The following is a 22,020-nucleotide window of genomic DNA, read 5'->3' as shown; positions in this document are numbered from 1 at the left end:
AGGGCGAGACACTTCACCCCTGGTTTCATCGAGTCACACCTATGCCGTTCCGGTCTCGCGTCGTTCGTGAGCGAGCGCCCCGGCGGTACAGTTTCAGCAGGAGTCGAGTAGTGACTGCTTCTATCAGCGGAAACGGGAAAACGTCCACCGTAACCCGCCGCACGTCGCCGATGGCGGCCCTTGCCGATCGCTGGATTCCGAAGCTGGTGCTCGCACCCAGCGTCGTGATCAGCCTGATCTTCGTATATGGTTTCATCGCTATTACCGGCTATCTGTCGCTGTCGAATTCGCGGCTGATGCCTCGTTATGAATTTGTCGGTCTCGACCGTTATCGCGAACTGTTCGATAACGATGTGTTCTGGACGTCGGCTGCCAACCTCGGCTGGTTCGGCATTCCGTTTATCGGTATCTGTATCGGCCTCGGCCTGTTTCTCGCGATCCTGCTCGATCAGCAGATCCGCAATGAAGGCGCGCTGCGCGCCGTGTTCTTGTACCCGATGGCGCTTTCGTTCATCGTGACGGGTACGGCGTGGCAATGGATCATGACGCCGAGCGTCGGCCTCGAAAAGGTGTTCCACGACTGGGGCTGGACAAGCTTCTCGTTTAGCTGGCTCGGCGACCCTGATAAGGCGATTTTCTGCGTCGTGATCGCGGCCGTGTGGCAATCCACCGGCTTCGTGATGGCGCTGTTCCTCGCGGGCCTGCGCGGTGTCGACGGGGAAATCTTCAAGGCTGCGCAGATGGACGGCGCGGGCTTGCCCACCATCTATCGCAAGATCGTGATTCCGAGCATGCGCCCGGTGTTCTTCTCCGTGCTGCTGATTCTCTGCCACATCACGATCAAGACCTTCGACCTGGTTGTCGCGTTGACCGCGGGCGGTCCGGGTACGTCTTCATCGCTGCCGGCTATTTTCATGTACACGTTTTCGTTCAATCGCGGGCAGCTGGGCGTCGGCGCGGCATCGTCGATGATGATGCTCGCCACCGTTGTGGCCGTGCTCGTGCCGCTGATGTATCTGGAATCGAGGAGCACCCGCAATGCAGCCTAAGATGACGATCAGCCGTGCCGTCATTTATGCGGCCTTGATTCTGTTCGCCCTGTATTTCCTGTTTCCGCTGTACGTGATGCTGTCCACGTCGTTCAAGGATGTCGACCAGCTGCGCACCGGCAACCTGCTCACGCCGCCGACGCACTGGACCATCGACCCCTGGATCAAGGCATGGAGCGGTGCGTGTACGGGTGTGCGCTGCGACGGCATGCAGCCGTTCTTCATGAACTCCGTGCGCATGGTCATTCCGGCCGTGCTGATCTCGTCGATCATCGGCGCGTTCAACGGTTATGTGCTCACGCACTGGCGCTTCCGCGGCGCGGATCCGATCTTCACGATGATCCTGGTCGGCTGCTTCATTCCGTTCCAGGCGATCCTGCTGCCGATGGCGCGTTTCGAAGGCCTGCTCGGCCTGTCGAATTCGATCACCGGTCTGGTGGTGGTGCACGTGATCTACGGTATCGCCTTCACCACGATGTTCTTCCGCAACTTCTACGTGAGCATTCCGGCTGAACTCGTGAAGGCCGCGCGGATCGACGGTGCAGGTTTCTTCACGATCTTCACGAAGATTCTGATGCCGGTGTCGCTGCCGATTTTCATGGTGTGCCTGATCTGGCAATTCACGCAGATCTGGAATGACTTCCTGTTCGGGATTGTGTTCTCCGGTGTCGATTCGATGCCGATCACGGTGGCGCTGAACAACCTCGTGAATACCTCGACCGGCGTGAAGGAATACAACGTGGACATGGCCGGCGCGATCATCGCCGCGTTGCCGACGCTGCTCGTCTACATCGTCGCCGGCCGCTATTTCGTGCGCGGTCTGACGGCGGGCGCAGTCAAGGGTTAAGCCCGGGCTAACCATACGCATCGCGGCGGCGCTTCTTCGATAGTGCGTCGCCGTCATCCGACCAGAGTTTTCAAGCTGTACCAGAGACAAGAGGATTCACAGCATGGCAAGCCTTTCCATCCGTGACGTGTACAAGACTTACCCGAACGGGGTACCGGTTCTGAAGGGTGTCAACATCGACATCGAAGACGGCCAGTTCCTGATTCTCGTTGGCGGCTCGGGCTGCGGGAAATCGACGCTGCTCAACATGATCGCCGGCCTCGAAACCGTGACCAAGGGCGAGATCCAGATCGACGGCAAGACGGTGAACAACCTCTCGCCAAAAGATCGCGACATCGCGATGGTGTTCCAGTCATACGCGCTGTATCCGTCCATGACGGTGCGCGAGAACATCTCGTTCGGCCTGGGCATTCGCAAGGTGCCGAAGCAGGAGCAGGCGCAGATCGTCGACCGCGTGTCGAACACGCTGCAGATCACGCACTTGCTGGACCGCAAGCCGGGGCAGCTCTCCGGTGGCCAGCGTCAGCGCGTGGCCATGGGCCGTGCGCTCGCGCGCGATCCGGTGATGTTCCTGTTCGACGAACCGCTGTCGAACCTCGACGCCAAGCTGCGCATCGAAATGCGCTCGGAAATCAAGCTGCTGCATCAACGCCTCGGCACGACGATCGTCTACGTGACGCACGATCAGATCGAAGCCATGACGCTCGGCGATCGCATCGCGGTCATGAAAGACGGCATCGTCCAGCAGTTCGGCGCACCGCAGGAAATCTACGACTCGCCGGCGAATCTGTTCGTGGCCGGCTTTATCGGCGCGCCGCCGATGAACTTCATCCAGGGCAAGCTGGTGGAGCAGGGTTCGGGCGTGGGCATCGAACTGGATACGGGCACGGCGCGCAATGTGTTGAATCTGCCGTTCGATTCGGCGAAGGTGAAGTCGCACGTTGGGCGCGAAGTGATTCTCGGCTTGCGCCCTGAGCGGATCACCGACGCACGCGGTGCGCATGGCGACCACGCGAACCTGCAGGCGATCGACGTGAAGGTCGATGTGATCGAGCCGACCGGTCCGGATACGCTGGTGTTTGCGCAGGTGAACGGCAAGCGCATTGTGAGCCGCGTGCACCCGGCTTCGAATCCGCAGCCTTTGTCGACTACGACATTGTTGTTCGATGCGTCGAAGGCGGTGTTGTTCGATCCGACTAATGAAGAGCGGATTGCCTGAGGCGAATTATTCGCTGAGCTATCCGAGTTGAAAAAAGCCCCATGCGTTGCAAGACGCATGGGGCTTTTCTTCATGTGCCGGGTGCTGTTTGCATCGGCTTGCAGCGGGTCCGCAACATGTCGCCCCTGCGACGCGACGTCAGGCGTCCTTGATGCGCAAATCCGGATTGTTCCGAGCGAGCTCGGTGACCCACTCGGTGAAGGCGCGCAGCCGTGAACTCAGATTGCGGCGATGTGCGTAGAGGATCGAAAGCGGCGTGCTGGGACTCGTGTAGTTCGTAAGAATTTCCTTGAGCGCGCCTTGCGCAATCAGATCCGCGACCATGAAGCGCGACGGCTGGATGATGCCGTGGCCGAGGGCGCTCGCGCTGATGTAGACGCTGCCGTCATTCACCGCAAGCACGCTTTTCAGCGTGACCTTGACGATCTCGCCGTCCACCTCGTACTCGAACGGAAAGGTCTTGCCGCTGCGCGCGGAAACGTAGTTGACCGCGCGATGCTCGCTGAGCTCCTCGAGCGTGGTCGGCGTGCCGTATTGCTCCAGATAGGCGGGCGACGCGCAGGTCACGATCCGCGCCTCGCCGATGCGCCGCGCGACGAGACTCGACTCTTCCGGCGTGCCCATGCGAATCACGCAATCCACCCCGTCCTGAATCAGATCGATGTTGCGATCCGCCAGCCCAAGCCGCACGTCGATCTCGGGGTATTGCCGGTAGAAGTCGTCGAGCGCGGGCAGCAGCAGCGCACGGGCGAGCGTGCCGGACGTATCGACGCGAATCGTGCCGCTCGGATGTTCGCGCTTGTTCGACAGCGACGATTCGGCATCGGCGACTTCGGCGAGGATGCGCACGCACCGGTCGTAGAACAGCGCGCCGTCTTCGGTGACGCTGACCTGCCGCGTTGAACGGTTCAGAAGCCGCACGCCGACGTGTTCTTCCAGAGCCTGAATGGTCCGGCTGACTTTGGCGCGGGGCAGGTCGAGCGACTCGGATACTTTGGTGAAGCTGTTCGCCTCGACCACACGCGTAAATATCTCCATCGCTTCGAAACGGTCCATGTTTTGCCTTATGAGTGATGGGCGGAAGTGGGTTTCGAAGTGAAGTGTATCGCTTGGAAATAGTGTTGGCGCGCTCTCGTGGTTAAGTTGGCCCGTGCGGGGTCCGTACGATCAATCCCGATCAGGCGCGCCAAGCGGGAACAGCGGGCGATACTGGCGGGCTTCGTCGACCGCGCGAGCGAACGATGGCCGGGCCAGCAGCCGCTTCCGGTAGGCCAGCACGTGCTCAAAAGCCGGGCCGATGCGATGCGTCCAGTCGGCGTAGAACAGGAACGGCGCGGCGCCGCAATCGGCGAGGCTGAAGGTATCGCCGGCCGCCCATTCGCGCCCGGCCATCACTTTGTCGAGCCAGCCGTAGGCCGTGTCCAGCATGCTGCGGGCCTCCGCCACGGCGCGCGGGTCATGCTCCCCCTCGGCGCGCATGCTGTCGTAGACGATCTTTTGTTGCGGCGTGGAGATGTAGTTGTCGAAGAAGCGATCCATGCTGCGCACTTCCAGCGCGGCGCGGGCATCGGCCGGCAAAAGCGGCACCGGCCCCGGGTGATACAGGCCGAGATACTCGATGATGATGCTCGCCTCCATCACGGTCCGGCTGCCGTCGACCAGCACGGGAAAGCGCTTGATCGGCCACAGCGCGGCGAACTCCGCCATGACCTGCGGGTCGTCGTACGCGAGGAGGCGCAGTTCGAACGGCGTGCCGTTTTCGTAAAGCGCGGTCAGCACCTTCTGGCAGTAGGAGGAGAAGGGGTGGGCATAGAGCTTCAGGGTCATCGGGGTCACCTATTGCGGGTTGCGAGGCGCGCTGTGGCGCGATGACGGCCGGAGGGGCCGTTTACCTGACGACGAACGAGAGCGGTGGGAATCGACAACCTCGCGACAACCTCACGACGACCCGGAAAATTTTAGCGGAAGTCGAATGTCCATCCGCATCCGCCAAAGACCGGACGCTCGAAAAAGCTTATGCGCCGCGATTTGTTACGACAAAACGTCACAAACTTTCAAGAAAGATCGTGTAACATTTGAAAAAATTGTAAGAAATCGACGTGACCGCGACGTAGCCGGTTTGCCGCCGTAATCAGAAAGACCACCGGGGCGTCACGCAATAAATAACGAATAACTCGACGCACGGAGCCTTTGCATGTCAACGATCACCACGTCTGTGAATAGCGCGACTGCTAATGCGCAGAACCAGGTGCAGCAAGCGGCGCAATCGATTATCAGCGGCTCCACCGGCAACGCGACGATGGACGTGGCGACCCTGGTCTCGGCCCTCGTGAATGCGAAGACGGCCGGCCAGACGGCGGCGCTGAAGGCCAAACAGACGAGCGATACCACGACCTTATCCGCGTACGGCGCCCTGAGCTCCGCGTTGAACGCCTTGCAGGCAGCGATCAAGAATCTCTCGGACGGAACCACCCTGTCGACCTTCGGGGCCACCGCGAGCGGCAAGGGCATGGATCCCAAGGCGGGTCCTGGCGCAGTCGCCGGCAGCTACTCGATCGATGTCAAGCAGATCGCTGCATCGCAGAGTCTCTCGTCGGCGGCGTTCGATTCCACCGCCAAATTGGGCAGCGGCAAGTTGACCATCGCAGTTGGCGGCAAGTCGATGGATGTCACGATCGACAGCACCAACAACACGCTGAGCGGCATCGCCAATGCGATCAATAAGGCGGGCAACAATCCGGGCGTCACGGCCACCATCGTGACGGGCACGGGTGGCGCCCACCTGGTGCTGCGCTCGACCACCACCGGCGCGGCCAACACCATCAACGTGTCCACCAGCGACGTTCAGAACGACACCGGCCTGTCGAGCCTCGGCGTAACCTCCACGCCGGGTGCGAACGGCGCGGCGTCCACGATCGTGTCCTCGGATACCAGCAAGGCCTGGCAACAAAGCGAGGCTGCTCAGGACGCGAAGTTCACCATCGGCGGGATTGAGGCGAGCAGCTCCACGAACGCGGTGACGGCAGCGATTTCCGGCGTTACGCTGAATCTGTCGAGCGCCGCCGTCGGCACCACGCAGACACTGACAATCGCACCGGATACCACCGCGCAGAACACCGCCATCACCAACTTCGCCAATCTTTACAACACCGTCGTCACGACCATCAACTCGCTGTCCTCGTTTGACAAGTCCTCGAAAACCGGCGGCGCGTTGCTTGGCGATTCGACGCTGACGACGATCAAGAATACGTTGGCGTCGATCGTCGGCGGGGGCGTCGGCGCGGGGTCGTCAGCGGTGGGGCTCGCTTCGATTGGCATTACGCTGAAGGGCGATCCGGCGGACGGCACGCTGGTCATCGACAGCAAGAAGCTGAGTACGTCGCTCACCAGCAGCCCGGCGCAAGTCGCCGCGTTGTTCAACTCGACCAACGGCATCGGCGCTAAATTGAACAAGAGCATTAGCGACTTCGTGAAGACGGGCGGCATCATCGACACCCGCAGCACGGCGTTGAATGCCGACCTGAAGAGCATCACCACGCAGCAGACCACGCTCGCCAATTACAGCGCGCAGTTGACGAAGCAGTACCAGAGTCAGTTCACCGCGCTCAACACGCTGATGGCGACGATGAACAACAACTCGCAGTACCTGACGGCGCTGTTTGGCGGCTCGAAGAGTGCGGGGGCGTTGGCGACCAACAAGTAAGGCTGCTTTGGAGCGCGCCGCCTGATTCCGGGCGGCGTGCTTTTTATCAGAGCAGTTTGATGAAGCAAACTTAGTGAGGTAGCCGGACGTTGAACCTGAACGTCGCCAGCCTCGCGAGCAGGATGAAGGCGGTGGCGATCAACACGCTATAAACCGTATCGAAGTTCATATAGTCCAGCAGCACGTACAGCCAGCACCCCACAAAAGCGCATGTCGCGTACGGCCGGGAATCACGCAAAATCAGCGGCACTTCGTTGCACAGCACGTCGCGAATCACGCCGCCGAATACGCCGGCCAATACGCCCATCATCACCGACGTGAACCACGGCATCTGCGCGTCGTGCGCGATCGACGTGCCTGAAATGCTGAACAAGCCCAGCCCGATCGCATCGGCCACCAGCAGAACCCGCTCGGAAAGCAGCCGCGACGTCATCTTCAGGAGCGTTGGCGCGAACAACGACATCACGAAGATCGCGATCAGATAGGCTTGATGCTCGACCCAGTAAAAGGGCCGCCGCTCCAGCAGCACGTCGCGCAAGGTGCCGCCGCCGAAGGCCGTCGCGACGGCCACGAGGAAAGTGCCCACGGCGTCGAGCCGGCGGGTCCTCGCTTCGATAAAACCGGAAATCGCGTACGCGAAAATAGCCAGCGCTTCCATGATGGTCAGCGCCAGCGTCAGCCTCGGATGGATCACCGGGACTCCGTCAGGACTTGGGGGAAGCCGGCAATGCGCCCGGCTGCAACAGCACGACCACCGCACCCGCGCCGCCGTCATGCGGACGCGCCTGGCAGAACGCGATCACCTCGGACTTCTGTACGAGCCACGCGCGCACTTTGCCCTTCAATACGGGTTCTTTACCAATCGACCCGAGGCCCTTGCCGTGGATCACGCGCAAACATCGCAGGCCACGCTTCACCGACTCACGAATGAACTCGGCCAGCGCCTCGCGCGCTTCCTCGCGACGCATGCCGTGCAGATCGATTTGTGCCTGCACGATCCAATCGCCACGCCTCAGTTTGCGGACGACTTCTTGGCTCACGCCGGGACGGCAATAGGAGAGCGTTTCGTCGGTTTCGAGCAGGACCTCGGGATCGAATTCGTCGGAGATCGCTTCGTGCAGCACGGCTTCTTCGTCGAGTTTGGTTTGCACCGGCAACGGCGGCGGAGGATTGCGCGGCAAGCTGGCGCGCGGCGGGACCGCCAGCGGTGCAACCGCGCCGATCTCGCGGCGAAACAGATCGGCATCCGCTGACGCTTCGCGTTGCGCCGCTGCGGCGGCCGCACGTTCGCGTTCACGACGTTGTGTGTCGCCCTTTAATGCATCGCGCAACGCGCCGAGGCCGGCCAGGCCCGCGGCCGGCTCAATCTTCGGTGTGACTGCGGGTGCGGATACCTCCGGCGCGGGCTTGGCAACAGCGCGGGCGCGCTTCGGTTCGCTGGGGTGGGGCTGATTCTTCGGCATATCGGTAATACACAGAAAAGTAGATCGATCGCGCGAATCCGACGCGAACAGGACGCAAAAAAGGCCGCTGGCTTCTCAGCCGCGGCCTTCTATCAAGCAGGCGGCCGGGCCACGCCCAGCCGCCATTTTACCGTTGCACCTGGTGTTTCTCAGATCAGCGGTCGGCTTCCGCGCTCATCACGTGCTCGCCGATCTCGTCGAGCGTTTCCAGATAACGCTGCGCGTCGAGCGCGGCCATACAGCCCGTGCCCGCGCTGGTGATCGCCTGACGATAGACGTGGTCCTGCACGTCGCCCGCTGCGAACACGCCCGGCACGCTGGTCGCCGTTGCGAAACCGTTCAGACCGCCCTTGGTGATGATGTAGCCGTTCTTCATCTCCAGCTGGCCTGCGAAAATGTCCGTGTTCGGCTTGTGGCCGATCGCGACGAAGATGCCTTGCAGCGCGATATCCGTGGTGTCGCCGGTTTGCGTGTTCTTGATACGCAGGCCGGTCACGCCGGACTGGTCGCCCGTCACTTCGTCGAGCGTGCTGTTCCACTTGATCTCGACCAGGCCTTCCTTTTCCTTCGCCAGCAAGCGGTCGATCAGGATCGGTTCGGCGCGGAACTTGTCGCGGCGATGGATCACCGTCACCTTCTTGGCGATGCCGGAAAGATAGAGGGCTTCCTCGACTGCGGTATTGCCGCCGCCGATCACGGCCACATGTTGTTGCTTGTAGAAGAAACCGTCGCATGTGGCGCAAGCCGATACGCCCTTGCCCATGAACAATTCTTCAGACGGCAGGCCGAGATACTGCGCCGATGCGCCGGTCGAGATGATCAGCGAGTCGCAGGTGTACTCACCCGAGTCGCCGATCAGGCGGATCGGCTTCTCATCCAGCTTGGCCGTATGGATGTGGTCGAAGATGATTTCGGTGTTGAAGCGCTCGGCGTGTTCCAGGAAGCGCCCCATCAGTTCCGGGCCTTGCACGCCGTTCGCATCGGCCGGCCAGTTTTCGACGTCGGTCGTAGTCATCAGCTGGCCGCCCTGGGCGAGGCCCGTGACGAGCACCGGCGACAGGTTGGCGCGTGCCGCGTAGACCGCTGCCGTGTAGCCGGCGGGACCGGAACCGAGAATCAGAACTTTGGCGTGTTTCGTGGAAGTAGCGGGCATGATCGAAATCCTTTTACGGCGCCCGGCTCGCCCATGCGAGGCCGCGCGACTTGAGCTGAAACTATAGATGGGTATCAGAGCGGCATTATAAAGGGCGGCACGCCGGCCTGCTCCATGAAGCTTTCCGATCGTGGTGATAGCGTTGCCGCGGGCTTCGGCGGCCTTTCGTGTAGTCGATCGGCTAAGTTACCGTCATTTACAGCCTCGCGTGAGGCACTGCGTTTACAATAGGCCGCATCGATGGATCCGGCAGCCGGGACCGGGTCTGGAGCCGCCTTAAGCGCCGCTTCGGGCCGCGACTCCAGCGGCAATCGGCCACACAAGCAACAGGATCAATGGCAAAAGCTCCCTATTCCGCGAGCGCGCAGGCATTGCCGCACCGCATGTCGCGCCTTTTCACCGAAATCCGCTGGATCTTGCAGGTCGCGCTCGGCGTGTTCCTGCTCATGGCGCTCGTCAGCTACAGCCGGCACGATCCGAGCTGGACGCACGCCGCGCAGGTCGACCATATCGCCAACTGGGCGGGCCGCGTCGGTGCGTGGACGTCCGACATCCTGCTGCTGCTTTTCGGGCTGTCCGCCTACTGGTGGATCGTGCTGCTCGGCCGCCATATCTCCGCCAATTACCGCCGTATCACCCGTCACGAGGAACTGCAGGAAGATGCACCGCGCGATGCCGGCTGGCTCGCGGACGCGTTCGCGTTCATGCTGGTGTTGCTTGCCTGCGACGGTATCGAAGCGTTGCGCATGTGGTCGCTGAAAGTGCAGTTGCCGCGGGCGCCGGGCGGCGTGATCGGCGAGGCGGTCGCGCGCGGCATATCGCATGCGCTCGGCTTTACGGGCGGCACGCTGGCCCTACTTATCGTGCTTGGCATCGGGTTGTCGCTGTATTTCCGTTTTTCGTGGCTGTCGGTGTCGGAAAAGGTCGGCGAGTCGATCATTTCGGCAGTTACGTTCGCCAAGCTGCGCCGTGAGGCGGGCCGCGACCGTAAATTGGGCGAAGCCGCCGCCGTGAAGCGCGAAGGCAAGGTCGAAAAGGGCCGCGTGCGGATCGAGGAACATGAGCCGGTCATGATCGTGCCGCCCATCGTCACGCCCGCCAAATCGGAGCGCGTCGAGAAAGAGCGGCAAGTGCCGCTGTTCACGGACCTGCCGGGCGACTCCACCTTGCCGCCGATCTCGCTGCTCGACGCAGCGCCTGCCGCGCAGGAAACCATTTCCGCCGATACGCTCGAATTCACCTCGCGCCTGATCGAGAAAAAGCTCAAGGACTTCGGCGTCGAAGTGAGCGTGGTCGCCGCCTATCCGGGCCCCGTTGTCACGCGTTATGAAATCGAGCCGGCTACCGGCGTGAAGGGCAGCCAGATTGTGGGTCTGGCGAAGGATCTGGCGCGTTCGCTGTCGCTGGTGTCGATTCGCGTGGTCGAAACGATTCCGGGTAAGAATTTCATGGCGCTGGAATTACCGAACCAGCGCCGTCAGACCGTGAGTCTCTCGGAGATTCTCGGCTCGGCGGTTTATGCGGACGCGGCTTCGCCGCTCACCATGGGTCTGGGCAAGGATATCGGCGGCAAGCCGGTGTGCGCCGACCTCGCGAAAATGCCGCACTTGCTGGTGGCCGGTACGACCGGTTCGGGCAAGTCGGTGGGTATCAACGCGATGATCCTCTCGTTGCTCTACAAGGCGAGCGCCGACCAGGTCCGTATGATCCTGATCGATCCGAAGATGCTCGAAATGAGCGTCTACGAAGGCATTCCGCATCTGCTGTGTCCGGTGGTCACGGATATGCGCCAGGCGGGTCACGCGCTCAATTGGGCGGTGGCCGAAATGGAGCGCCGCTACAAGCTGATGAGCAAGCTCGGCGTGCGTAACCTCGCCGGCTACAACAACAAGATCGACGAAGCCGCCAAGCGCGACGAGAAGCTGCCGAACCCGTTCAGCCTGACGCCGGACGATCCGGAACCGCTGTCGCGCCTGCCGAACATCGTCGTCGTGATCGACGAACTGGCCGACCTGATGATGGTGGTCGGCAAGAAGGTCGAAGAGCTGATCGCGCGGATCGCGCAGAAGGCGCGCGCGGCCGGCATCCATCTGATTCTGGCCACGCAGCGTCCGTCGGTCGACGTGATTACCGGCCTGATCAAGGCCAACGTGCCGACACGCATGGCCTTCCAGGTGTCGTCGAAGATCGACTCGCGCACGATTCTCGACCAGCAGGGCGCGGAATCGCTGCTCGGTATGGGCGACATGCTGTACCTGCCGCCGGGCAGCGGTTTGCCGGTGCGGGTACACGGCGCGTTCGTGTCGGACGAAGAAGTGCATCGCGTCGTCGACAAGCTCAAGGAGCAGGGCGAGCCGAACTATATCGAGGGCATTCTCGAAGGCGGCGTGACGGGCGAGGGCGACGAAGGCTCCGCAGGCGCCGGTGGATCGGGCTCGAGCGACGGCGAGGCCGACCCGCTATACGACCAGGCGGTCGACGTGGTGCTGAAGAACCGCCGTGCGTCGATCTCGCTGGTGCAGCGGCATTTGCGCATCGGCTATAACCGCGCGGCGCGCCTGCTCGAGCAGATGGAGAACTCGGGCGTGGTGTCGGCAATGTCGTCGAACGGCAATCGAGAGATTCTTGCGCCGGCGCGGGAAGCGGAATAGGCGATCTACGCGGCTGGTCCACCGAACCAGCCGCAAAGCGCAGCGCACAAATGCCGTATAAGCCCCGCTTAAGGCTTCTTGCTTAAGCTGTGCCCCAAGGCTGAGGGCTCGTCCCCCGGCTGCGCGGTTCAAGCTAGCCGCCACGGTCACTCGGCCGCTGTCCTCAACACCCGCCGGCGTGACCGCCCAACAAATTCAATCAAGGGAGAAAACACCATGCAGCTATTCGCGCAGCAGCACGCTCGACAGAGTGCTCAACCCAACCGTGTTGGCCAACTCGCTCGCAAGATCGCACGCGGCGTCGGCAGTGTGGCAATTGGCGCGTCGATGCTCGTCGCGTCGCAGGCATTCGCGAGCGGCACCGAGCAACTGAAGGCCTTCGTCGCGCAAGTGCATTCCGCGCGCGGTACCTTCGTGCAGCAGGAAGTGCGCGCGCCGAGTAAGGCGCAGGGTGCAAGCGGCGCGAGCGGTGTGTTGTCCACCACTGGCAAGACCGGCACGTCGAGCGGCACGTTCACGTTCGCGCGCCCCGGCAAGTTCATCTGGCAATACGAGAAGCCTTATGCACAACTGCTGCAAGCCGACGGCGACAAGCTCTACGTGTACGACAAGGATCTGAACCAGGTGACGGTGCGCAGTCTTGGCGGCGCACTCGGTGCGAGCCCGGCGGCGATCCTGTTCGGCAGCAACGATCTGGACAAGAACTTCACGCTGCATGATGCAGGCGTGAAGGCCGGCATCGACTGGCTCGAACTGACGCCCAAGGCGAAAGACACGCAGTTTCAGCGCGTTGGCATCGGCTTCAAGGACGGCAATCTTGAGGCGATGGAACTGCACGACGTGTTCGGCAACGTGACGTTGCTGACGTTCTCGAACATTCAGAAGAACCCGCCGCTGCCAGCCGATGCGTTCAAGTTCACGGTGCCGAAGGGCGCGGATGTGATCAACGGTTAAGCTGCCGCAGTTTGCCTATGCAATGAAAAAGCCGCGCATCGTTTGCGCGGCTTTTTTCTTGGCGGCGCGTGCAACGCCGAACCGCTACTCATCCACTTCCAGCACCTGCACCGGGTGCGCGGCCTTCATATCGTCGATAAACGCTTCAACGATATCCGTTCGATGCTGCCGCGCCCGCGTGACCATATGGAACGCCACGCGGTACTTCATCTGTGCGGGATTCAACGCGGCCAACAAGCCCTGCTTCACGAACGGCGCCGCGAAATGCCCCGGCAAATAGCCGAGATGATGCCCCGACAACACCAGCATCGCGACCGCTTCCATGTTGTCCGCGAGGGCGGTGACATTTTGCGGCGTCGTCGAACTTTCGGCTTCGGGCAGCGGATAACTGCGCCACGCCCATTCGTGCGCCGCGGCTTCGACGGGCGGCACTTCGCCGGCAGAAGCGAACAGCGGATGCCCCTTTGCGCAATACGCGAACTGATCTTCGGCGAACACCTCGGTGTACTCGAGCGACGGCACGCGATGCCAGAAATAGCCGATGCCGATCTGAATCCGGCCGTTTAGCAGCAGTTCTTCGAGTTCGCCCGGCGAGCGCACCAGAATAGAAAACCGCACTGACTGATCGCGGGCACGAAACCGGCCGATTGCGTCGCTGATGCGCGCGCTCGCCGATACCGGTGTGTGGCCGATCATGCCAATATCGAGTGTGCCGACCAGTTTGCGGCCGACATTGCGCGCCTGCATGCCGAAAGTATCGACGGCGGACAGTAGGGCGCGGGCTGCGTCGATAAATTGCTCGCCGCGCGCGGTCAGGCTGAAGCCGCCGCGGCCGCGCTCGCACAGCCGGTAGCCGAGGCGCGTTTCCAGTGTGGCGAGTTGCGTGCTGATGGTCGACTGGCCGACGTTCAGCGTGGCCTGGGCCGGCGAGACGCCGCCGGCGTCGACGATGGCGAGGAAGACGCGGATCAGCCGCAGGTCGAGATCGGTGAGTTGGGAGAACATACGGCAGGATACATCGCTACGAATCAATGTGAAGTTTATTCTGTTCGTATTTTAACTTGCGGGAAACTGCTCAAGAATCGAGATTCGCCCGGCAAGGTGCGCTTTTTCTATTGATCCCTCGGCCGGTTGCACGTATTTGCTTACTGCCCCTCTTTTCATTGCCGAGACACGATGAATACTTCCTCTTTCATTTCCCCCGACGCCGGTGAACGGCCGCAGCCGCTGTCCGGCAACGCAATGCCCCGCTGCGGCGGCATTGCGACGATGATGCGGCTGCCGAACGTCGGCTCGGCCGAAGGGTTCGACGCCTGCTTCGTCGGCGTGCCGTTCGATCTCGGCACCTCGAACCGCACCGGCGCGCGTTTCGGGCCGCGCCAGATCCGCAGCGAATCGGTGCTGCTGCGCCCGTACAACATGGCGACACGCGCCGCGCCGTTCGATTCGCTGCGCGTGGCCGATCTCGGCGATGTCGCGATCAATCCATACAACCTGCACGATTCGATCAAACGCATCGAAACCGCCTACGACGAAATCCTCCAGCACAACTGCAAGCCGATCACATTGGGCGGCGATCACACGATCGCGCTGCCGATCCTGCGCGCGATTCATCGCAAGCACGGCAAGGTTGGTCTGATTCACGTGGACGCGCATGCTGACGTCAACGACACGATGATGGGCGAGAAGATCGCACACGGCACGCCGTTCCGCCGCGCGGTGGAAGAGGGCTTGCTGGATTGCGACCGCGTCGTGCAGATCGGTCTGCGTGGCACGGGTTACGCGGCTGAAGACTTCGACTGGTGCCGCGATCAGGGCTTCGAAGTCGTGCAGGCAGAGGCGTGCTGGAACCAGTCGCTGGCGCCGCTGATGGCACGTGTGCGGGAACGCATGGGCGACGGTCCGGTGTACATCACGTTCGATATCGACGGTATCGATCCGGCGTTTGCGCCGGGTACGGGCACGCCGGAAATCGCTGGTTTGACGGTGCCGCAAGCGCTGGAAATCATTCGTGGCTCGCATGGCCTGAACATCGTCGGCTGCGATCTGGTTGAGGTCGCGCCGCCGTACGATCCGTTCGGGACGACCGCGTTGCTTGGTGCGAATCTCGCGTTTGAATTGCTGTGCGTGCTGCCGGGTGTCGAGTATCGGGCGTCGAAGCGGTGAGCTGACCACGATTGATGGTGTATGAAGAGAAAAGGCCTGCAAATGCAGGCCTTTTCTTCATTGCAGTGATGCTTCAACGACTCAAGCGTAGGCAGTCTTCCGAGTCGATACCAGCGCCAGATAACACACCGCGCCGATCACCAACGCGGGCAGCGTAGCGCCCAGATTCGGCAGCCATTGATTGATCGCCTGATACGCCACGATCCCGATTGCCCACGAGATAAACGCGCTCAGATGCCAGCCGCCTGAGAAGCCGTAACGGCCACGCACATCGCCGAGCACGGCGGCTTCAATGCGACGCTTGCGCACGATGAAGTGATCCACCAGCACCACGCCGAACAGCGGCGCGAACACCGAGCCGATCAACAGCAGGAAGTTCTGATACTTCGCCATCGGCACGAGCAAGGCGATCGCTGTGCACAGCGCACCGAACGCCGCCGACAACAACGGCACGCTGCCGCGCGTCCAGAACGTGCCGGTCGAGACCGCTGCCGAGTGGATGTCGGCGAACGCGTTGTCCACTTCGTCGATCAGGATCAGCAGCAGGGCGAGGCCGCCGCCTGCTTGAGCCAGCGCGCCGGTCAGCAGCGTATCGCCGCCGCCGGCCGCGAGACCGTAGATCGCGCCGAGCGCGTAAAACCAGATGTTTGCGATGCCATAGCCGAGCAGCGTGCCGCGGAAGGTCTCGCCGGGGCGTCGGCCGAAACGCGTGTAGTCGGCGATCAGCGGCAGCCACGAGAGCGGCATCGCGACCACCAGATCGATTGCGCCACCGAACGACATCTCGCCGGTGCCCGGACGGCGCATCAATTCGGCCAGATCGTGCTTGGCGAGCAGATTCCACGAGAGCCACGCAGCGCCCGCCAGCAGCAGCCAGATGCCCCACGTGCGCAGAAACCGGCGCACGAACGACAACGGGCCGCTGATGGCCAGCAGCGTCGCGAGCAAACCGAAGATCACGGTCCAGATCAGCGGCATCGAGAAACCGAAGGCCTGCTTGGCGAGCGCATCGGCGGAATCGCGCATCACGATCACCTCGAACGCGCCCCAGCCGACCAGTTGCACCGCGTTGAGCACAGCAGGCACCGAGGCGCCGCGCACACCAAGCGTCGGCCGCAGCGACGACATCGCCGCGAGCCCCGTATCCGTGCCGATCACGCCTGCCAGCGCCAGCAATACGACGCCGATCACGCTGCCGATCACGATCGCCAGCAACGCATGCGGCAGCGACAGCCCCGGCACCAGCAGTGCGCCCGCCTGCGCGACCAGGAGGCCGATGCCGAGCGAGAACCAGAGCGCGAAAGCGTCGCCGGTGCGGAACGCGCGGCGCGCGTCGGGCACCGGCGTGAGCGGTGCGTAGGTGGAGCCGGCGTCGCCGGCGAGTGGATCTTGTGCCATCTAATCTTGTCCCTGTTGGTGTTGCTTGTGCGTTCGGTGCTGCTTGTATGTTCGCGTGCGATGCCCGTGTTGCCGGCCAATCCGCGCGCGATGTTAGCCTGTCAGGCTGTCGGCGAGATTACTGGCTAACCGGCGTGGTCATCGCCCGAGCGCCGTCACTGTCATAATGCAGGACGTTGCCCGCACTCTTGCGTGCCGGCTTTGTTCATCCGGCAGCACGCCGCCTTCACACGGACCGCGTCCGGAAAAGCCGAGATTATCCCCAAAACGTCATGTTTGAAGAAACCCGTGCCAATGTTCCGCTCGCCGAACGCCTGCGGCCCCGCAATATCGACGAAGTGATCGGCCAGAAGCACCTGCTCGGCCCGAACAAGCCGTTGCGGGTCGCTTTCGAATCCGGTGAAGCCCATTCGATGATCCTCTGGGGCCCGCCCGGCGTCGGCAAAACCACGCTCGCGCGGCTCATGGCCGACGCGTTTCATGCCGAGTTCATCGCGTTGTCCGCGGTGCTTTCGGGCGTGAAGGATATCCGCGAAGCCGTCGAGACCGCACAGATTCATCGCGCGAACGGGCATCAGACGCTCGTGTTCGTCGACGAAGTGCATCGCTTCAACAAGAGCCAGCAGGACGCGTTCTTGCCGCACGTCGAGTCGGGGCTGTTCGTGTTCGTCGGCGCGACGACCGAGAATCCGTCGTTCGAGGTGAATAGCGCGTTGCTCTCGCGAGCCGCCGTCTACGTGCTGAAAAGCCTGACCGACGAAGAACAGCGCGAACTGCTCGACCGCGCGCAGAAAGAACTCGGCGGCCTCACGTTCACCGACGAAGCCCGCGACGCCCTGATCGGTTCCGCCGATGGCGACGGCCGCAAGTTGCTGAACAACCTGGAAATCGTCGCGCGCGCGGCGGCCCAGCAGAAGAGCACCGAAATCGACGGCGCTCTGCTCGGCAGCGCGCTCGCCGAGAATTTGCGCCGCTTCGACAAAGGCGGCGACGCATTTTACGACCAGATCAGCGCGTTGCATAAATCGGTGCGCGGCAGCAGCCCGGACGGCGCGCTGTACTGGTTCTGCCGCATGCTCGACGGCGGCGCGGACCCGCGTTATCTCGCGCGACGCATCGTGCGGATGGCATGGGAAGACATCGGCCTCGCCGACCCGCGTGCGGCCCGCATCGCGCTCGACGCCTCCGAAACCTACGAGCGCCTCGGCACGCCCGAAGGCGAACTGGCGCTGGCGCAGGCGATCATCTATCTGGCGGTCGCACCGAAGTCGAACGCGGGTTACAACGCGTACAACGAGGCTCGGCGGTTCGTGAGCAAAGACCAGTCGCGCGGCGTGCCGGTGCATCTGCGTAACGCGCCGACCAAGCTGATGAAGGAACTCGGCTACGGTCACGAATACCGCTACGCGCATGACGAACCCGATGCCTACGCGGCCGGCGAGACCTATCTGCCGGACAACATGCGCGACCCGCATTGGTACGAGCCGACGCCGCGCGGTCTCGAAGGCAAGATCGGCGACAAGATGGCGCGTCTGGCCGAGCTCGACGCGCAGTGGCGTAGCGAGAACAAGCCGAAGAAGGGCTGAGCCTTTTCGCCTGGGCTTCTGCGGCCGTTGCAGATGCCGTGTCGCCATTCCGCACGCCTTGACCATCTAACGCACCGGCCGCCCGCGCCGGTGCGCTAAAATCGCTGCTTCATACAACGAACACCTGCCCCATCCCATGCTCGACATCCAGCTGCTGCGCAAAGACCTCGACGGCGTCGCCAAACGCCTCGCCGACCGCGGCTATACCCTCGACGTGGCGGCCTTTGCCGCCCTCGAAGCGGAACGCCGCGACACCCAGACCCGTACCGAAGAGATGCAGGCGCGCCGCAACACCCTGTCGAAGCAGATCGGCGGGATGAAAGGGCGGGGCGAGGATACGTCGGCGCTGATGGCCGAAGTGGGCGGGATTGGCGACGAGATGAAGGCGTCGGCGGCCAAGCTCGACGATATCCAGAAGCGTTTGTCCGACCTGCTGCTCGGCGTGCCGAACCTGGCGCACGAAAGCGTGCCCGCAGGCAAGGACGAAACGGAGAACGTCGAAGTGCGCCGCTGGGGCACGCCGCGCCAGTTCGATTTCGAGGTGAAGGATCACGTCGACGTCGGTACGCCGCTAGGCCTCGATTTCGAGACCGGCGCGAAACTGTCGGGCGCGCGTTTCACGTTGCTGCGTGGACAGATTGCTCGGCTGCATCGCGCGCTGGCGCAGTTCATGATCGACACGCACACGCTGCATCACGGCTATACCGAGGTGTACACGCCGTATATCGTGAATCCGGAGATTCTGTACGGCACCGGCCAACTGCCGAAATTCGCCGACGACATGTTCCGCGTCGAGAAGGGCGGTGACGAGAACACGGTCACGCAATATCTGATTTCGACTTCGGAAATTTCGCTGACGAACACGGTGCGCGACAGCATCGTCGAAGCGGACACGTTGCCGATCAAGCTGACCGCGCATTCGCCGTGCTTCCGCTCGGAAGCGGGTTCGTATGGCCGCGACACGCGAGGGCTGATCCGTCAGCATCAGTTCGACAAGGTCGAGATGGTGCAGATCGTCGCGCCGGAAACGTCGTATGACGCGCTGGAGCAGATGGTCGGCCATGCTGAGGCGATTTTGCAGAAGCTTGAGCTGCCGTACCGCGTGATTACGCTGTGCACGGGCGACATGGGCTTCTCGGCAGCCAAGACGTATGACCTGGAGGTGTGGGTGCCTGCGCAGAATACGTATCGCGAGATCTCGAGCTGCTCGAACACGGAGTCGTTCCAGGCTCGCCGGATGCAGGCGCGCTTCCGCAATGCGCAGGGCAAGCCGGAGCTGGTGCATACGCTGAACGGTTCGGGTCTGGCGGTTGGCCGCACGCTCGTGGCAGTGCTGGAGAATTTCCAGAACGCGGATGGTTCGGTGACGGTGCCGGTGGCGCTGCGTCCTTACCTCGGTGGGGTGGAACGGCTGGAAGTGCCGGCGGCTTGATTGGCGCCGGGCTGAGGCCGCTGCCGATTGCCAAGTCCCTTTGAAATTTTTTGGCCGAGGGGCTTGGAAATCGGATTCAGCTGTTCTATAATCTTTCTCTCCCAAGCAACGACCCGCTTGGATCTGACGAAATAGCGTAGTTGCTGTGAGTTGGAAGACCCGGAAAGGTGGCAGAGTGGTCGAATGCGCTGGACTCGAAATCCAGTGTACCTTTAGGGGTACCGTGAGTTCGAATCTCACCCTTTCCGCCAAATTTAAAAACCCCCGCTGAACGAAAGTTCAGCGGGGGTTTTGCTTTTGGGTCGTTCGAATCGCGTGCCCGGCTCAGAAGCCATGCCAAACAGAAAGCGTCGCACCCGTATCATGCGAATGGAAAACTGCCACACGCGCAGTTCCAGAAAAGACCCAATCGTTGACAGTCAACGACAGCCTTCGCTGCGGTTGTGCACCGAGCGTTAAAGTCGTGTTCGGCAACTGGGCTATCGAGAGTTGCGGCGCCAACGACGGCCCCAGATTGAGATAACTCGACGTCTGCTGTGGTGCCGCCTCAGGCGCTGGCGTCGCAACGCTCCCAGCGCCAAATCGGAATTCGCGGATCGCCTGCGTGCTATAGAAATTATCGACTTGCGCGTAAAACGGCTTTCCCTGGTCCGACTGATATTCCATTTCATAGCGGTGCAAATACCGTTGCGGTTCCGGAATGGGTGGAACAACCGTCTCGGGCAGAGGCGCGATGTTCGCAACGGTCATCGCTTCGGGCAGGTCGGTGGCAAGGCCACCCGCGAACGCATATCCGTTCAGAACAAGGAATATTGCGCCGACAATCCTTTCGTTCAGGCAGGTCATGACCGTGCCTCCAATGAAGGAATTGAAACGTCACGCTACTGACCGCTATGCCTGAATTGACCGCCGACCGCCCCTGCAATCTCGCTTTTATCAATACATTGTAGTCAGCCCTTCGCGTCTGGCTAGCAATGTATGCAGCATCACCGTGCTCCGGAGATTGATGAGGGGCACAGTACGGCCTGGCGCGCGAGCCAGCCACGCCGGCACCTTGAACACTTTGGATATGAAACGTTAATTTGAATCGATCGTCATTCGTTCTCTTTATCCCGGCTGTCGCTGGCCAGGGGATCATTTGATCGTTGCGCCCCCCGCATTGCCCGTTTGATTGCGCTGCGAGGCCTTCTTCACCACCCAACTTTGCTCCGTCCAAAACGATGCAAAAAAATGAGCACAGCACCGAATTTATGCGATTCACATAATGGACATGTACGTTCTCGGGTCGCAAGAAAGAATTCACTTACCGCGGACGCACAAATTGAAAGCAATTAGAAAATAATCCGATGCTTGTTTGTCATAAATTATTTCCGCCTGAATTCGACATGCGCAGCCATTGCCCACTCGGCCGATTCGCGTTCGTGACCCGTCGAATTATGGTGAAAAAGAAGTGGCACTTCCCGAGTCGCCTGAGTGCCTGTAAAGTCATACAGCGTTTTCGCGTCGAGTCCAAAAACACAGACGCCAAACACATAGCCACAACGATGTCCCGAACAGTTTGCAAGACCAGTTTTGTAAAACAGGCTTCAAAAGGGGATTCACATGTCAGTCGGCAATTCGGTCGTTGACACGACCAAAAGCAGCACGAAATACAAAGTCATCAAGTGGTCGATTATCGGGCTGTGCATCGCCATCGGCGCGCCGCTCGCCATCCTGCTGGTCAAAGGCCTGGTCGGCCTGATCCTCGCGGCGGTGATCGGGCTTGCGGCGATCAACTTCGGTCCCGTTCTCGCCATGAAGTTCGCGAACCAGAAGGTCAAGATGTTCGTGAACGAAGCAAAGTCGAACCCGATCGAGACGCTCTACAACGAACTGGCCGAAAAGCAGGAAGGGGCCGAGCGGTTCAAGAAGAGCATCACGGATTTCCGCACAGAAGTGAAAAACTTCGAAGATAAAACCGCGCAGTTCAAAAAACAGTATCCCGAAGACGCGGCTCGTTTCGAGACTCAACTCGCGACGATGAGAAAATTGCTCGCGTTTCGCGAAGGGCGCTATAAGCAGGTTCAGGACGAACTCAAACGATTCTCCGACGCGATCGACCGGGCCAAAGCGCTGTGGGACATGTCGCAATCCGCGCAACGCATGAACAAGATCGCCGGCATGCAATCGAGCGACACGTTCGCGCAAATCAAAACCGACGCCGCGCTCGACTCCGTCATGAACTCGGTCAATAAAGCATTTTCCGAAATGGAAACGTCGCTGATGGAAAGCGCGGAAGTGCAGCAAGCCAAGGCCGCTACCGAGATCGGCGCTATCAGTCAGCCCGCCCAGCAACTCGGCTCGCCCGCGGCGCCCAAATAATCTGGCGCGCACCGCTCGACTACTCAACTCGATCAAAA

Annotated in this window: 18 protein-coding genes and 1 tRNA gene; 11 read left to right on the top strand and 8 right to left on the bottom strand. The window is 61.6% G+C overall.

The genetic code is table 11. From position 1 onward, the window contains the following. Positions 1 to 110: 110 nt before the first annotated feature. The 3 genes from M0D66_RS33370 (at position 111) to M0D66_RS33360 (ending at position 3,115) form a co-directional block, all read left to right on the top strand. Positions 111 to 1,049 (top strand): carbohydrate ABC transporter permease, encoded by a 939-nt coding sequence (locus M0D66_RS33370; protein ID WP_093643969.1) that lies wholly within the window; start codon positions 111 to 113, stop codon positions 1,047 to 1,049. Further along, on the top strand, positions 1,039 to 1,896 hold the full coding sequence (locus M0D66_RS33365; RefSeq protein WP_093643967.1) for a carbohydrate ABC transporter permease: 858 nt from the start codon (positions 1,039 to 1,041) through the stop codon (positions 1,894 to 1,896). The genes M0D66_RS33370 and M0D66_RS33365 overlap by 11 nt, the downstream gene beginning before the upstream one ends. Positions 1,897 to 1,999: 103 nt before the next feature. Continuing rightward, positions 2,000 to 3,115 carry an ABC transporter ATP-binding protein gene (locus tag M0D66_RS33360; protein WP_093643965.1) on the top strand — a complete coding sequence of 372 codons (1,116 nt, stop codon included), beginning with the start codon at positions 2,000 to 2,002 and terminating at the stop codon, positions 3,113 to 3,115. A 138-nt stretch (positions 3,116 to 3,253) separates the two neighbouring features. Here M0D66_RS33360 and M0D66_RS33355 read toward each other — a convergent pair whose 3' ends face one another. Beyond that, positions 3,254 to 4,171 (bottom strand): LysR family transcriptional regulator, encoded by a 918-nt coding sequence (locus tag M0D66_RS33355; RefSeq protein WP_093643963.1) that lies wholly within the window; start codon positions 4,169 to 4,171, stop codon positions 3,254 to 3,256. Positions 4,172 to 4,282: 111 nt separating this feature from the next. Beyond that, positions 4,283 to 4,942 (bottom strand): glutathione S-transferase family protein, encoded by a 660-nt coding sequence (locus M0D66_RS33350; protein WP_266212604.1) that lies wholly within the window; start codon positions 4,940 to 4,942, stop codon positions 4,283 to 4,285. Positions 4,943 to 5,309: 367 nt separating this feature from the next. Between M0D66_RS33350 and fliD the strand changes: the two genes are divergently transcribed. Continuing rightward, on the top strand, positions 5,310 to 6,818 hold the full coding sequence (gene fliD, locus M0D66_RS33345; protein ID WP_266212603.1) for a flagellar filament capping protein FliD: 1,509 nt from the start codon (positions 5,310 to 5,312) through the stop codon (positions 6,816 to 6,818). 70 nt (positions 6,819 to 6,888) lie between these two features. Here fliD and M0D66_RS33340 read toward each other — a convergent pair whose 3' ends face one another. The 3 genes from M0D66_RS33340 to trxB all read right to left on the bottom strand — a co-directional run bounded on the left by M0D66_RS33340 (position 6,889) and on the right by trxB (position 9,434). Then, on the bottom strand, positions 6,889 to 7,509 hold the full coding sequence (locus M0D66_RS33340; protein WP_266212605.1) for a trimeric intracellular cation channel family protein: 621 nt from the start codon (positions 7,507 to 7,509) through the stop codon (positions 6,889 to 6,891). A 13-nt stretch (positions 7,510 to 7,522) separates the two neighbouring features. After that, positions 7,523 to 8,281, bottom strand: coding sequence for a Smr/MutS family protein (locus tag M0D66_RS33335; protein WP_266212602.1), 759 nt, complete (start codon positions 8,279 to 8,281; stop codon positions 7,523 to 7,525). A gap of 154 nt (positions 8,282 to 8,435) precedes the next feature. Then, the gene (gene trxB, locus M0D66_RS33330) at positions 8,436 to 9,434 is read right to left on the bottom strand and encodes a thioredoxin-disulfide reductase (protein ID WP_093643955.1); all 999 of its coding nucleotides are present in this window, start codon (positions 9,432 to 9,434) and stop codon (positions 8,436 to 8,438) included. Between the two features lie 335 nt (positions 9,435 to 9,769). Between trxB and M0D66_RS33325 the strand changes: the two genes are divergently transcribed. Beyond that, positions 9,770 to 12,085, top strand: coding sequence for a DNA translocase FtsK (locus M0D66_RS33325; RefSeq protein WP_093643953.1), 2,316 nt, complete (start codon positions 9,770 to 9,772; stop codon positions 12,083 to 12,085). Between the two features lie 216 nt (positions 12,086 to 12,301). Continuing rightward, positions 12,302 to 13,039: an outer membrane lipoprotein chaperone LolA gene (lolA, locus tag M0D66_RS33320; protein WP_093643951.1), complete on the top strand. Its 738-nt coding sequence runs from the start codon at positions 12,302 to 12,304 to the stop codon at positions 13,037 to 13,039. 84 nt (positions 13,040 to 13,123) lie between these two features. Here lolA and M0D66_RS33315 read toward each other — a convergent pair whose 3' ends face one another. Then, a complete protein-coding gene (locus M0D66_RS33315) occupies positions 13,124 to 14,044 on the bottom strand; it encodes a LysR family transcriptional regulator (RefSeq protein WP_054035090.1) in 921 nt (306 codons plus the stop codon). Positions 14,045 to 14,215: 171 nt separating this feature from the next. On the opposite strand from M0D66_RS33315, the gene speB reads away from it, so the two are divergent. After that, the gene (gene speB / locus M0D66_RS33310) at positions 14,216 to 15,205 is read left to right on the top strand and encodes an agmatinase (protein ID WP_054035089.1); all 990 of its coding nucleotides are present in this window, start codon (positions 14,216 to 14,218) and stop codon (positions 15,203 to 15,205) included. 81 nt (positions 15,206 to 15,286) lie between these two features. Here speB and cytX read toward each other — a convergent pair whose 3' ends face one another. Next, positions 15,287 to 16,603, bottom strand: coding sequence for a putative hydroxymethylpyrimidine transporter CytX (gene cytX / locus M0D66_RS33305; RefSeq protein WP_266212601.1), 1,317 nt, complete (start codon positions 16,601 to 16,603; stop codon positions 15,287 to 15,289). 272 nt (positions 16,604 to 16,875) lie between these two features. Here cytX and M0D66_RS33300 point away from each other — a divergent pair, with 272 nt between their 5' ends. The 3 genes from M0D66_RS33300 to M0D66_RS33290 all read left to right on the top strand — a co-directional run bounded on the left by M0D66_RS33300 (position 16,876) and on the right by M0D66_RS33290 (position 19,872). Next, complete coding sequence (locus tag M0D66_RS33300; RefSeq protein ID WP_054035088.1) at positions 16,876 to 18,189, top strand: replication-associated recombination protein A; 1,314 nt, start codon at positions 16,876 to 16,878, stop codon at positions 18,187 to 18,189. A 136-nt stretch (positions 18,190 to 18,325) separates the two neighbouring features. After that, entirely contained in the window at positions 18,326 to 19,621 is a 1,296-nt protein-coding gene (gene serS, locus M0D66_RS33295) for a serine--tRNA ligase (RefSeq protein ID WP_200564354.1), read from the top strand. 161 nt (positions 19,622 to 19,782) lie between these two features. Next, positions 19,783 to 19,872 (top strand) — tRNA-Ser (locus M0D66_RS33290). Positions 19,873 to 19,945: 73 nt separating this feature from the next. Here the strand turns inward: M0D66_RS33290 and M0D66_RS33285 are convergent. Beyond that, a complete protein-coding gene (locus tag M0D66_RS33285) occupies positions 19,946 to 20,467 on the bottom strand; it encodes a hypothetical protein (protein ID WP_266212600.1) in 522 nt (173 codons plus the stop codon). A 756-nt stretch (positions 20,468 to 21,223) separates the two neighbouring features. Here M0D66_RS33285 and M0D66_RS33280 point away from each other — a divergent pair. Then, positions 21,224 to 21,982, top strand: a complete 759-nt coding sequence (locus M0D66_RS33280) for a hypothetical protein (RefSeq protein WP_093643920.1) — start codon at positions 21,224 to 21,226, stop codon at positions 21,980 to 21,982. Positions 21,983 to 22,020 lie beyond the last annotated feature (38 nt).

Source organism: Paraburkholderia sp. SECH2, from assembly GCF_030464795.1.
GTDB lineage: Bacteria > Pseudomonadota > Gammaproteobacteria > Burkholderiales > Burkholderiaceae > Paraburkholderia > Paraburkholderia aspalathi.
The sequence above is the reverse complement of the archived record's forward strand: the minus strand, read 5'-3'. Positions and strand labels throughout refer to the sequence as shown.